The sequence below is a fragment of the Psychroserpens sp. genome (assembly GCF_036960315.1).
Classification (GTDB): Bacteria; Bacteroidota; Bacteroidia; order Flavobacteriales; family Flavobacteriaceae; genus Psychroserpens.
In genome coordinates, this window is sequence record NZ_JBALVR010000005.1 from 231,706 (window position 1) to 244,906 (window position 13,201).

The window sequence follows — 13,201 nt, forward strand, 5'->3', positions numbered from 1 at the left end:
TGTTTATTTGATATAATATTTAATAACTTTGCTTATTATTTTAAAATCATGTCTGAAGAAACAAAATCGCTCAATTTTATAGAGCATATTATAGAGGAAGATTTGGCAAACGGTTTATCGAAAGATAAGCTTCGTTTTCGTTTTCCACCTGAACCTAATGGATATTTACACATTGGACACACTAAGGCCATCGGTATTAGTTTTGGTCTTGGAGAAAGATATAATGCGCCAGTAAACCTTCGTTTTGATGATACCAATCCAGCAAAAGAAGAACAAGAATATGTTGATGCTATCAAACGCGATATCGAATGGTTAGGATATGAATGGGCCAACGAGTTGTATTCTTCAGATTATTTTCAAACCCTCCATGATTGGGCTGTTCAGCTCATTAAGGACGGAAAAGCCTATATAGATTCTCAGTCTAGTAAGGCTATGGCAGAGCAAAAGGGAACACCAACACAGCCGGGTGTTGATGGTCCGTATCGGAATAGAAGCATAGAAGAAAACCTCGATTTATTCGAGCGCATGAAAAAGGGTGAGTTTGATGAGGGTTCGCATATTTTAAGGGCTAAAATTGATATGCAACATCCAAATATGTTGATGCGTGATCCTATTATGTATCGCGTCTTAAAAAAGCATCATCACAGAACAGGAAATGACTGGTGTATTTATCCAATGTATGATTGGACCCATGGTGAAAGTGATTATATAGAACAGATTTCACATTCGTTATGCTCGCTAGAATTTAAGCCCCATAGAGAGCTTTACGATTGGTTTAAGGATAATGTCCATGGATATGCTTCAGAAGCGCTTCCAATGCTACCAAAACAACGAGAGTTTGCGCGTTTAAACTTGAGTTATACCATAATGAGTAAACGAAAACTACTCAAATTAGTTCAAGATAACGTGGTATCAGGATGGAACGATCCAAGAATGCCTACAATTTCAGGATTACGTCGACGTGGTTATACGCCTAATTCTATTCGTCAATTTATTGAAAAAGTTGGTGTTGCTAAGCGAGAAAACATCATAGATGTGTCGCTGCTAGAATTCTGTATTCGAGAAGACTTAAATAAAATAGCACCAAGAGTCATGGCTGTTTTGAACCCTGTGAAATTAGTCATCACTAATTATCCTGAGGATAAAGAAGAATGGTTTGAAGCAGAAAATAACCCAGAGGATGACAATGCAGGATCGCGGCAAGTCCCTTTTTCTAGAGAATTATATATCGAAAAAGATGATTTTAAAGAAGAAGCAAGTAATAAGTTCTTTAGACTGAAACTAGGGAGCGAAGTTCGACTAAAAAATGCCTATATTATTAAAGGAGAAAGCGTTATTAAAGACGCTCAAGGACATATAACCGAAATCCATTGTACGTATTCTACAGATACCGAAAAACGAGTGAAGGGAACATTGCATTGGGTGTCTATCAAGCACGCTATAAAAGCAGAAGTTAGAGAATACGATAGATTATTTACAGATGAAGCACCAGATAGTCACCAAGACAAAGATTTTATGGCGTTTATCAATCCTAATTCTTTAAATGTTATTGAAGCTTTTGTAGAACCCGCATTAGCTAATGTCAAGATGGGTGAGTGTTTTCAGTTTCAACGTTTAGGGTATTTTAATGTGGATGTTGATTCTACTGCAGAACACTTAGTGTTTAATAAGACCGTTGGTTTAAGAGATTCATGGGCTAAGCAAAAACCAAAGCCACAACAAAATCAAAATGACAAACCGCAACAACAACAGCAAAAACGCCCAGCAATTGAGGTCATTAAGCAACTTGGAAAAAAGTATACCAACTTGCCAGAGGCTAAACAAGAAAAGTCTAAAGCTGAAATATTAAAACTCGCAGAAGAGGTGAGTTATGATGATTTACAACCCCTTTTTAATACGGCTGCTAAAAAAGCAGGAACACGTATTGCAACACTATTAACTTTAAGTGTTCTGCTTAAAAACGGACAAGAACGCAATGGAGATATTGATGCTTTTATAGGAAAAGCTAAAGAAGATAAAAACGAACTATTGGCGACTGAGGCTAATTCTATTTTGTAGAAAAAGGCATTGCTTTTCAAGCCCATAAGACACATGTTTTATGGGTTTTTGCTTTATATAATCTAGCAGAAACGTAAAAAAAACAACCTATTACATCAATTTAAACTATATTTATAATACTAACTATAATCAAAACACATCATGGATTTTAATTTTTTAGCAATTATTGTAGCTGCAATTGTACCCATAGTTTTAGGGTTTATTTGGTACAACCCTAAAGTTTTTGGACTTGTATGGATGAGAGAAGCCGAAATGACGGAAGAAAAAATGAAGAAAGGCAATATGCCTGTCATTTTTATTGTATCGTTGATTCTTTCTTTTTTACTAGCCTTTTTTATTCAAGCGCTAACCAATCATCAAATGGGGGCTTATAGTCTTATGGGAGGAGATCCTACGTTGGCAAAACCATCATATGAAGCGTTTATGGCAGATTACGGAAACTCATTTAGAACTTTTAAACATGGCGCATTACATGGTGCTATTGCGGGTGTATTTATGTTTATACCTGTAATTGCTATAAATGGAATGTTTGAGCGTAAAAGCTGGAAATACATTATAATTAATGGCTTATATTGGACCGTTGCTTTGACGATAATGGGAGCTATTGTTTGCGGTTGGACAGCATAATTTTTGTAAACTTAAAAACACACAAAAGACTGACGACTTAAGGTTTTCAGTCTTTTTCTTTGCCTTGACACACTTTAAACTATATAATTCGGTTGCCAATTTACCCAACACATGGGACGCGCTTCCAGTAAACGACATATTCTTAAAAACACCATTTCTTAAGGCGCTTGAGGATTCTAGTCCTTCAAATATTTCAACACATTTTTTGGGTGTTTTTTCTTCGGAAACATTAGTTGGAATTGCCATTATTCAACGTGTTGAAATGTATCTGGATGATGTGTTTAGAAAAACCTCAAATCAATTTTTTAAACGTTTCGGAAAAATTCTTATTTCAAAAATCGTTAAAGGAAACGCACTGATTATCGGTAATTTGATGCATACCGGACAACATGGTTTGTACTTTGATTCTGGACAAATAAGCCAAGAAGACTTCTTAAATACAGTCTCCGAAGGGACTAAAGAACTGTCTCAAATCATTAAAAATCAATTTAATAAGAAGATAAGGATTATTGGGTTTAAAGATTATTTTGAGGACGATAAAATTCACAAAAGTGAGGCGTTTTTCCGAAGTCAAAACCTCTATAAAGCGCAAGTGCAGCCCAATATGATTTTTGATGTTCGACACGATTGGAAGTCTCCTGAAGATTATATTGCTTCATTCAATAAAAAGTATCGTAGGCGCTACAAAACAGCAAGAAATAAAAGTACCGATATACAATGTAGAGAGCTCTATTTAGAAGAGGTTAAAATGTTTTCAGAAAAACTATATCAACTCTATGAAAACGTATCAGACAATGCAGGAGTTAACTCCTTTAAACTTCATGAGAAGCATTTTTATAATCTAAAACTTCAACTTCATGACCGTTTTAAACTCTATGGGTATTTCTTAAATGACGAGCTAATTGGGTTTTATACTTTTATACTAAATAATGATAAGCTAGAAACGTATTTTTTAGGTTATAACCAAGAATTGCAGCACCAACATCAAATGTATTTAAACATGTTGTTTGATATGGCTTCTTTTGGGATTCAACATAAATATAAAACAGTGATTTTTGCAAGAACGGCTATGGAAATTAAAAGCTCAATGGGTGCAAAACCTCACGGAATGAATATCTATCTAAAGCACACCAACAACGTGATTGCTAATACGGTTTTAAAGCTTGTGGTTAAATATGCTAATCCCATTCGAGACTGGGAAGAGCGCCATCCTTTTAAATAATGATTGCCCTGTTTTGTTTGTATGTGGGATTTTTTCCGACTCAATTACAAAATAGATAGATCATGAAAAAAATAATCTTCACGTTATTAATGTTGCCTTTATTGTCTTTTTCTCAGGAAATGAACAATGAAAAACTTCAGGAAATTTACACTTCAGTTAGCGATTCAATTCAAGGAAATAAAGGTGCTTGGCAGTTTTTTATTGAAGAGGTTCAGCTTGTTTCTTTTACAGATACGAATCACAATAGAATGCGAATCATTTCACCTATTGCAGACTCAAATTCACTAGATGACGAATTAATTAGAGCAGCTCTTGTTGCAAATTTCCACACAGCATTAGATGTAAAGTATGCCGTTTCAGATGGCATTTTGTGGGTTGTTTTTATTCACCCTTTAAAAGAATTGTCCGAACATCAAGTTAGGGACGCACTTAGTCAGGTGTATCATGCAAACATCAATTTTGGAACCTCGTACGCCAGCACTTCCTTGGCATTTCCGGGACTTGGACAAGAAACCAGAGACACGGAAGAAAAACCAATGCCAAAGCCAAAGACAAAGACAAAGACAAAGACAAAGACAAAAAAGACAAAAATTTAAAACAACCCAAAAAGACAGCGCTCTTTTTGGGTTGTTTTGGAGTTAAATATTGGTTTATTCTTCTTTCTTCTTTTGCGAATTTTTCATGGCTTCACCAATTTGATTACTAGCAGTGAAACTAGCCACCATATCGTTAAGCATTTCACTACCTGCCTGTGGAGAATTTGGCATTAAAATCAAGTTACTATTTGTGTGCTGACCTATCGATTGTAAGGTGTCATAATGCTGAGTCACCACAATAAGTGCAGAGGCTTCTTGTGAGTTGATACCAACTTTGTTTAATACCTCTACAGATTCTTCCAAACCACGAGCAATTTCACGACGCTGATCTGCGATACCTTGTCCTTGTAAACGCTTACTTTCAGCTTCAGCTTTTGCTTTCTCCACAATTAAAATACGAGCAGCATCACCTTCAAATTGAGCAGCTGTTTTTTCTCTGTCGGCTGCATTAATTCTATTCATTGCTTCTTTTACTTGAGCGTCTGGATCAATATCAGTGACTAAGGTTTTAATAATATCGTAACCATATTCCATCATAGCATCGTTTAATTCGGTTTTAACCGCAATAGCAACATCATCTTTACGAACAAATACATCATCTAGTTTCATTTTTGGTACTTCGGCACGAACCACATCAAACACATAAGATGTAATTTGATCGTGAGGATAGTCCAACTTATAGAACGCATCATACACTTTATCTTTAATCACTTTATATTGAACCGAGACTTTTAAGCGGACAAATACATCATCTTTAGTTTTTGTTTCGATCATCACATCTAGTTGCTGAATTTTTAAACTCAGTTTGCCCGAAATACGATCTACTAATGGGATTTTAAGTTGTAATCCTGATTGTCTAATACTTTGAAACCTACCAAATCGTTCAATAACAGCAGCGGTTTGTTGCTTAACAACAAAGAATAATGAAACTATAACGATGAGACAAAAAAAGCTAATTGCGATATAAATAATATTTTCCATACAAGTTTTTTTAATAGTTAGATAGAATAATCAGTTACTAATTTAAGTTATATTTGTCCAAATCACACACTAAGAGCATGCAAAAAAAACAGTTTATTTTATTAGTAGCGTTTTGTATTGGTTTTGTTACAGTTTCGGTTGCACAACATAAGCGATATACGATAAAAAATGGCATTGGAATCATTGGAGGATTAACTCAGTATGATATTGCAACAGATAATTTCACTACCAAAAGCGGAAACGGTTTTATAGGCGGAATGATAGCAACAGTAGGTATTCCACATAAATGGTATACGGTTAGTTATGGCCTTCAATTTTCTCAGAATACATTAGAAATTACTGGTCGCCCATCTTTAGCGACAATCACACAAGAGCAAATAGACTATAATATCCTGGCTGTTCAGTTGGCGTTTATGTTGCATGTGAAATTGCTTGGTGATAATCTTACAATTGATTTAGGCCCACAATTACAATACAATAGTGAATTGGAACTAGACAACGACAACCAGAGCAATTATATCATTGATGGGTTTGATAATTTATTTGCTGAAGACATTACTAAAATATCTCAGTTTAATGTCAATGGTGTTGTTGGCGCATCTGCCGGAATAGGAAACTTTAAACTCAGAGCATCTTATAGCTACGGGTTTACTAATATGTTGAACAAACTGAATGATCAAAACTTAACAACCACACCCTCTGCAGAAAAATTTGAAGGCCACCAAAACATGTTGGCGTTTGCTTTGATGATAACGTTTTAAATCCCTACGAAGTTAAGAATACTCGCTTCATTCAGAGGGGGTTCCGATAGCTATCGGAGCGACTCAAGAATTTTTATTAATAATATCACAACTTCTTCTCTATCACTCTGAATGACATTGGTTTTCAGCAATGAATTATGTCGTGGCAATCAAACCATTAATACGTTTAATTGTTTCGGTTTTTCCAATCATATAGATGATATCAAACACATCTGGGCCTTGCAATTCTCCAACTAGCGCTAAACGTAATGGCATCATCACTTTTCCGAAGCCAATCTCATTAGAGGTTATCCATCCTTTAACCGTATTCTGAAGGTTCTCAACCGTAAAATCTTCTACGCCATCAATAAGTTCTTTTACTTTCGTCAAAATGTCAGCAGTATCTTCCTTTAGGGCTTTTTTAGATGCCTTTTCATCATAAGCAGAAGGTGAAGCAAAGAAGTAATGACTCATTTCCCAAAAGTCACTCACAAAGGTTGCTCGTTCTTTAACTAACGCAATCACCATTTCGATAAATTGAGTGTCAATATCTGCCAACTCTGTTCTAGAATTCTGAAATGTTATTGCTAAACTATAATTATCCTGATCTTGCATATAGTGATGATTGAACCACTTGATTTTATCTGGATCAAAACGCGCACCAGCTTTATTAACGCGATCTAAATCGAAAGCGGCTATAAGTTCATCTAGATTGAAAATTTCCTGTTCTGTTCCTGGATTCCAGCCTAAAAAGACTAGGAAGTTTACCATGGCTTCGGCAAAATATCCATCTTCTTTATAACCTCTAGAAACATCACCAGATTTAGGGTCTGTCCACTCTAGTGGAAATACAGGAAACCCTAATTTATCACCATCACGCTTACTTAATTTCCCTTTTCCTGTCGGCTTTAAAATTAGTGGTAAGTGTGCAAATTGAGGCGCTTCCCAACCAAAAGCTGCATACAGTTGATAATGCAAGGCTAAGGATGGTAACCACTCTTCGCCACGAATTACATGAGAGATTTCCATTAAATGGTCATCTACAATATTAGCAAGGTGATAGGTTGGCATACCGTCACTTTTAAATAAGACTTTATCATCTAAAACATTGGTGTCAATTTTAATATCACCACGAATGATGTCTTTTAAATGAAGTGTTTCATCTTGAGGTGATTTAAATCGAATCACATAATTATCTCCAGCATCTAATTTCCCTTTGACTTCGTCTTCAGAAAGCGATAAAGAATTGCTTAATTTTAATCTATTATGCCAATTATATATAAAGGTCTTGCCGTTGGCCTCATGATCTTTTCTATGGAAATCTAAAATTTCAGCGGTATCAAATGCATAATATGCATGCCCTTTTTCAATCAATTCATTGGCATATTTCTTATACAAATGCTTGCGTTCGCTCTGTCTGTATGGTCCAAATTTTTCATTCTTGTTCGGACCTTCATCAAACGGAATATTACACCAATTTAAGGACTCGATAATATAATCTTCAGCGCCTTCAACATAACGGTTCTGATCCGTGTCTTCTATACGAAGCACAAAGGTTCCGTTGTGTTTTTTAGCGAATAGGTAGTTAAAAAGCGCTGTTCTAACGCCTCCAATATGTAAAGGTCCTGTTGGGCTTGGTGCAAATCGCACACGAACGGGTTTGGTCATGTTATTAATTTTATGACTGCAAAGATAGAATAGAGTTGAAGAAGAACAAAGAAAATAGAACAAAGACATAAATGAGTAGTCTATTCTTTTTTTCTCTGTTTTCTAGACCCTAGAAACATTCATTTCCATAGGCACACGTTTGTTCATAATACTAAACCATAAAGGCGGAACCATTGCTAAAACCATTGAGGTTGGGTAACCAAATGGCATTTGCGGACTCTCTTCGTGGCAATTTAAAACTTGATATTTTTTTGAAGATTTAAAATGGTGATCGCTGTGCCTGGTAAGTTCGTAAAGTACGATTCTGCCAATCACATGGTTAGAATTCCATGAATGCATTTCTTTAACGCGCTCATAACGACCTGATTTTGTTTTTAACCGCATCAATCCGTAATGCTCAATGTAGTTTACAGATTCTAAGAGCAATATGCCAATGACCGCAGAGGCAAAGGCGAAGAGCACCCCAATATTTCCGAAGAAAAGGTAGACAGCAACCAAATAACCAATTTGAAAAATAACATACCACAACATGTCGTTATTTATAGAGAAAAAGGATTGATTGTTGTTTTTAAGTAATGTCTTCTGAATCTTCCATGCTTTCACATATTGTCCGAAAATTGATGTAAACCAAAACGAATATACACTCTGATTATATCTAGCTGTTGCTGGATCTTCTGGTGTAGCTGCATGTAAATGATGGCCAAAATTATGTTCGATATAAAAATGCATGTATTGTGAAGGCAGGAGTAAAGCTTTACCTATAAAGCGCTCGTTTGTGGCTTGTCTATGACCTAATTCGTGAGCAACGTTAATCCCATTCACTCCTAAAGTAATGCCAACTGAAATAATCATTCCTACAAGCTCGTAAGTTTCAATAGTGGGATTTGTGGATTCGTATATTCCGTAGAATACCAATCCAAAAACGACGGGAAGATTAAGGTACAGTAGCCAATCAAACACCTTCTGTTTTAATTTGCTTTTGGCTTCTTCGGAAGATACATTTTCAGTATCTACGGGAAAAATTAGTTCTAAAATTGGAATGATAACAAAAGCATATATAGGCGCGAAATACACCAATGGACCTTTGAAATAGAGTCCAATAAAAACAACTAACGGAATTGAATACGCGGCCAGGTATTTAAGGTCTTTCATATTAATAGTGTTTGATATGGTCTAAATTTTAACGCAACTCCTCGAAATTAACAGAATCTTACCAGATTTAAGCATTTACAGATGAAAATAAATTCTATATTAGTGAGTTAATTGATATGTATGGCAGGCAATTTTAGACAAATACAAGGCAAATTAGAGCAATTTATCAAACGTTATTACACGAATGAGTTGCTTAAAGGCGCTATTTTGTTTTTTGCTATCGGATTACTGTATTTGATAGTGACACTACTCGTTGAATATTTTTTATGGTTAAATCCAACGGCAAGAACCATTTTGTTTTGGGCGTTTATTGCGGTGGAAGCTTCGCTATTTGCTAAATTTATTGCCTTTCCTTTGGCGAAATTATTTAAACTTCAAAAGGGAATTGATTATGAAGTAGCTTCTCAAATTATTGGAAATCATTTTCCAGAGGTGAATGACAAACTACTGAATGTGCTTCAGTTAAATCAAACCAGTCAGCAATCAGAACTTCTAGTGGCTAGTATTGAGCAGAAATCGACCGAGTTGAGCCCAATTCCGTTTAAATTAGCCGTTAATTTCAATAGAAATACCAAATATCTAAAATATGCTGCTATTCCTGTGGTGATTTTACTTCTGTCGTTTGTGACCGGAAAGATCAATTGGTTTAGTGATAGTTATGAGCGCGTAGTGAATTATAATACGGCTTATGAGCCGCCTGCACCTTTTCAGTTTTTTGTGCTGAATGATAATTTAAAGGCGATTGAGAATAAAGATTTTAAAGTTTCGGTGAATACTGCTGGTGAGATTATTCCAGAAAACGCACAGATTCACTTTAACGGTCAGTCGTTTTTTATGCAACAGATGTCTCCAGGACAATTTGAGTTTGTGTTTTCGCAACCCAAGGATGCGGTGTCTTTTAGTTTATCAGCAAATGATGTGGTTTCAAAAAACTACACACTTGATATCATTAAGGTTCCGACATTGGTGAGTTTTGAAATGGTGCTCGATTACCCTGCTTATACTAAAAAGCTGGATGAAGTTTTAAAAAGTACTGGAAACTCCACGATTCCCGAAGGCACTAATGTAACATGGAAAGTGAACACAAAATCTACCGATGAAGTTGTGTTTTATTCCAAAGATACGGTTGCGTTTGAGTCAATTTCCGAAGGGAGGTTTGAAGCTACAAAACGCGTTTTTAGCAATACAGATTATAGCATCAGTACAAGTAATAAACTATTAAAAGATTATGAGAATTTAGCCTTTTCAATAAACGTGATTAAGGATAGTTATCCTGAAATGAATGTGAAGATGGAGAAGGATTCTTTGGATAATCAAACACTGTATTTCTTCGGTCAGGTAAGTGATGATTACGGATTGAGTAAACTACAACTAGTATATTACCCAAGCGATAATCCGGACGACAAGTCTTATGAAATCATGTCGGTCTCGAAATCAAATTTTGATGAGTTTGTGAGCGCGTTTCCTAATCAATTGAATTTAGTAGAAGGTGTGGATTATGAGTTGTATTTTCAAGTGTTTGATAATGACGTCCTTCACAAATATAAAAGCTCCAAGAGTTCGGTGTTTAGTTATAGAAAGTTAACCAAAGACGAGGAAGAACAGAAACAATTGGATGAGCAAAATGAGACCATTAAGGACATTAGCAACACTTTTGACAAGTTAAAAGAGCAGGACAAGGAGTTGAAAGAATTGTCTAAAACTCAAAAGGAAAAGAAGGAGCTCAGTTTTAACGACAAGAAGAAATTTGAGAATTTTATTAAGCGCCAGAAAGAGCAGGAGCAATTGATGAAAAACTTCAATAAGAAATTAAAGGAAAATATTGAAGAATTTCAGAATGAGGACAAAGAAAAAGACCAGTTCAAAGAAGACTTACAAAAGCGTTTAGAGGAGAACGAGGAACAACTCAAAAGGGACGAAAAGCTTCTAGACGAGTTGGAGAAAATGAAAGACAAGATTAATAAGGAAGAGTTTACGCAAAAACTTGAAGAATTGGCTAAGCAGAATAAAAACAAAGAGAAAAGCTTAAAGCAACTTTTAGAATTGACTAAGCGTTTTTATGTCGCAAAAAAGGCTGAGAAACTATTGAAGGAATTGGAACAGTTAGCAGATGAACAAGAGAAGCTTTCTGAAGAAAATAAAGAAAATAACACCAAGGAAGAACAAGAAAAACTCAATGAAAAGTTTGAGGATTTTCAGAAGGAAATGGAAGATCTTGGAAAAGAAAATCAGGAGCTTAAAAAGCCTATGGACCTACCTCAAGACAAGCCAACAGAAGAGTCTATAAAACAAGATCAAAAAGAGGCTACTGAGGCCTTAGATGAGCAAAAGAAACAAGACGAAGAAGAGCAAGGCGAGAAACCTGAAGAACAAGAACCTCAAGAGAAGCAAGAAAAGCAGGAAGGTGAAAAGCCAGAAGGCCCGCAACAGAGCCAGCAGAAAGCTAAGAAAAAGCAGAAGCAGGCCGCTAAGAAGATGAAAGAGATGAGCAAGAAAATGGGACAATCTATGGAAATGGGTGGAGGCGAGCAGATGCAAGAAGATATTGATGTATTACGACAAATATTAGATAATTTAGTGTTGTTTTCTTTTGATCAAGAAAAGTTAATGAATCAATTCAGAAGCATTGAAGTTAACCATAACGAGTATGGTAAATTCTTACGTAAACAAAGTAACCTGAGAGAGCATTTTGAACACGTTGACGATAGTTTATTTGCCTTGTCGTTGAGACAACCTGCGCTTTCAGAGCAAGTCAATTCACAAATCACGGATGTGTTTTATAATATTGATAAATCTTTAGGTCAATTATCTGAAAATCAGATATATCAAGGCATTTCATCGCAGCAATACACAATTACGGCTACAAATGAATTAGCGAGTTTCTTAAGTGATGTATTGGACAATATGAACATGGAAATGAATCCATCTATGGGACAAGGTCAAGGGCAAGGAGAACAGTTGCCAGACATTATTATGAGTCAGGAGGAATTGAATAAGAAAATGGAGGAGGGCATGAAAAAAGGCGAGAAAGGAAAGAAACCAAAGGAAGGAGAGAATGGTGAAAAAGGCGAAGGCGAGAAACCTGAAGACGGTGAAGACGGAAAACCTAAAGGAGGAAAAGACGGTAAAGAAGGCAAAGAAGGAGAACAAAAAGGTGATGGAGAGGGAGAAGGTCAAGGCGAGGGAGATAGTGAAATGCAAAATGGTGAGCTTTATGAAATTTACCAAAGACAACAACAACTGCGTCAGGCTTTAGAAAATAGGCTAGGTAAAGAAGGGAAAAAGGGTCTTGGAGGTGAATTGCTTAAGAAAATGGAAGAGATTGAATTGGACCTCATCAATAAAGGGTTTACAAATCAGACCCTTCAAAAAATGATGGAGTTACAGCATCAATTACTGAAATTGGAAAATGCAACATTTATGCAAGGACAGGATAATAAGCGTAAATCTGAAACTAATAATAAAACTTACGACAATACGGTTCCTAATCAAATTCCGAAGGCCAAAGAATATTTTAATACTACTGAGATTTTAAACCGCCAAGCATTACCTTTGCAGCAGGTTTATAAAAAGAAAGTTCAAGAGTATTTTAAAAAGGCAAATGATTAGTTTTAACTACGAGACCGATTTCAAATTGGATAATGAAGCTAAAGTTTCAGAGTGGATTTCTAACACCATTTTAAGTGAAAATCGCAAAACAGGTGAGATTAATTACATCTTCTGTGATGATGATTATTTGCACAAACTGAATGTTGAATTTTTGGAACATGACACTTTAACTGATATTATTAGTTTTGACTATTCAGTAGGAAAAGAACTACATGGTGACATCTACATTTCAGTTGAGAGAGTAACCGATAACGCTAAGGATTTTGGCGTTAACCTTTCGGTAGAATTACATCGTGTTATCATACATGGTGTGCTTCATTATTGTGGCTATAAGGATAAAACAGATGATGATGCCAACCTAATGCGAAGCAAAGAAAATTACTACTTAACAGCACTTAATTAATATATTAGGATTTCGACGTATATTTGCAAGCTATTTATTCCTGCGCATGCTGGAATCTTTTAGGCTAAAGCAATAAGGTTATTAGCTTATTGAGTAGCGTTTATTATTTGTGTAAAAAATAATTCCTGCTTTTGCCGGAAAATAA

10 protein-coding genes are annotated in these 13,201 nt (G+C 35.6%); 7 read left to right on the plus strand and 3 right to left on the minus strand.

What is annotated here, in order from left to right:
• The first annotated feature begins 48 nt into the window (after nt 1-48).
• The 4 genes from V7719_RS10710 (at nt 49) to V7719_RS10725 (ending at nt 4,503) form a co-directional block, all read left to right on the plus strand.
• The gene (locus V7719_RS10710) at nt 49-2,058 is read left to right on the plus strand and encodes a glutamine--tRNA ligase/YqeY domain fusion protein (RefSeq protein WP_335729899.1); all 2,010 of its coding nucleotides are present in this window, start codon (nt 49-51) and stop codon (nt 2,056-2,058) included.
• Nucleotides 2,059-2,199: 141 nt separating this feature from the next.
• Complete coding sequence (locus V7719_RS10715; protein WP_335729900.1) at nt 2,200-2,685, plus strand: DUF1761 domain-containing protein; 486 nt, start codon at nt 2,200-2,202, stop codon at nt 2,683-2,685.
• 64 nt (nt 2,686-2,749) lie between these two features.
• Complete coding sequence (locus tag V7719_RS10720; RefSeq protein WP_335729901.1) at nt 2,750-3,907, plus strand: GNAT family N-acetyltransferase; 1,158 nt, start codon at nt 2,750-2,752, stop codon at nt 3,905-3,907.
• A 62-nt stretch (nt 3,908-3,969) separates the two neighbouring features.
• Nucleotides 3,970-4,503 (plus strand): hypothetical protein, encoded by a 534-nt coding sequence (locus tag V7719_RS10725; RefSeq protein ID WP_335729902.1) that lies wholly within the window; start codon nt 3,970-3,972, stop codon nt 4,501-4,503.
• Nucleotides 4,504-4,557: 54 nt separating this feature from the next.
• On the opposite strand, the gene V7719_RS10730 is transcribed toward V7719_RS10725, so the two are convergent.
• Nucleotides 4,558-5,484, minus strand: a complete 927-nt coding sequence (locus tag V7719_RS10730) for an SPFH domain-containing protein (protein ID WP_335729903.1) — start codon at nt 5,482-5,484, stop codon at nt 4,558-4,560.
• Nucleotides 5,485-5,561: 77 nt separating this feature from the next.
• On the opposite strand from V7719_RS10730, the gene V7719_RS10735 reads away from it, so the two are divergent.
• Nucleotides 5,562-6,245, plus strand: coding sequence for a hypothetical protein (locus V7719_RS10735; protein ID WP_335729904.1), 684 nt, complete (start codon nt 5,562-5,564; stop codon nt 6,243-6,245).
• A gap of 135 nt (nt 6,246-6,380) precedes the next feature.
• On the opposite strand, the gene gltX is transcribed toward V7719_RS10735, so the two are convergent.
• Together gltX and V7719_RS10745 are read right to left on the minus strand one after the other, a co-directional pair.
• On the minus strand, nt 6,381-7,892 hold the full coding sequence (gene gltX, locus V7719_RS10740; protein ID WP_335729905.1) for a glutamate--tRNA ligase: 1,512 nt from the start codon (nt 7,890-7,892) through the stop codon (nt 6,381-6,383).
• 102 nt (nt 7,893-7,994) lie between these two features.
• On the minus strand, nt 7,995-9,044 hold the full coding sequence (locus V7719_RS10745; protein ID WP_335729906.1) for an alkane 1-monooxygenase: 1,050 nt from the start codon (nt 9,042-9,044) through the stop codon (nt 7,995-7,997).
• 120 nt (nt 9,045-9,164) lie between these two features.
• Between V7719_RS10745 and V7719_RS10750 the strand changes: the two genes are divergently transcribed.
• Complete coding sequence (locus V7719_RS10750) at nt 9,165-12,653, plus strand: DUF4175 family protein (protein ID WP_335729907.1); 3,489 nt, start codon at nt 9,165-9,167, stop codon at nt 12,651-12,653.
• Nucleotides 12,646-13,056 carry an rRNA maturation RNase YbeY gene (gene ybeY, locus V7719_RS10755; RefSeq protein ID WP_335729908.1) on the plus strand — a complete coding sequence of 137 codons (411 nt, stop codon included), beginning with the start codon at nt 12,646-12,648 and terminating at the stop codon, nt 13,054-13,056. Before V7719_RS10750 ends, ybeY begins: the two co-directional genes overlap by 8 nt.
• The last annotated feature ends 145 nt before the right edge of the window (nt 13,057-13,201 follow it).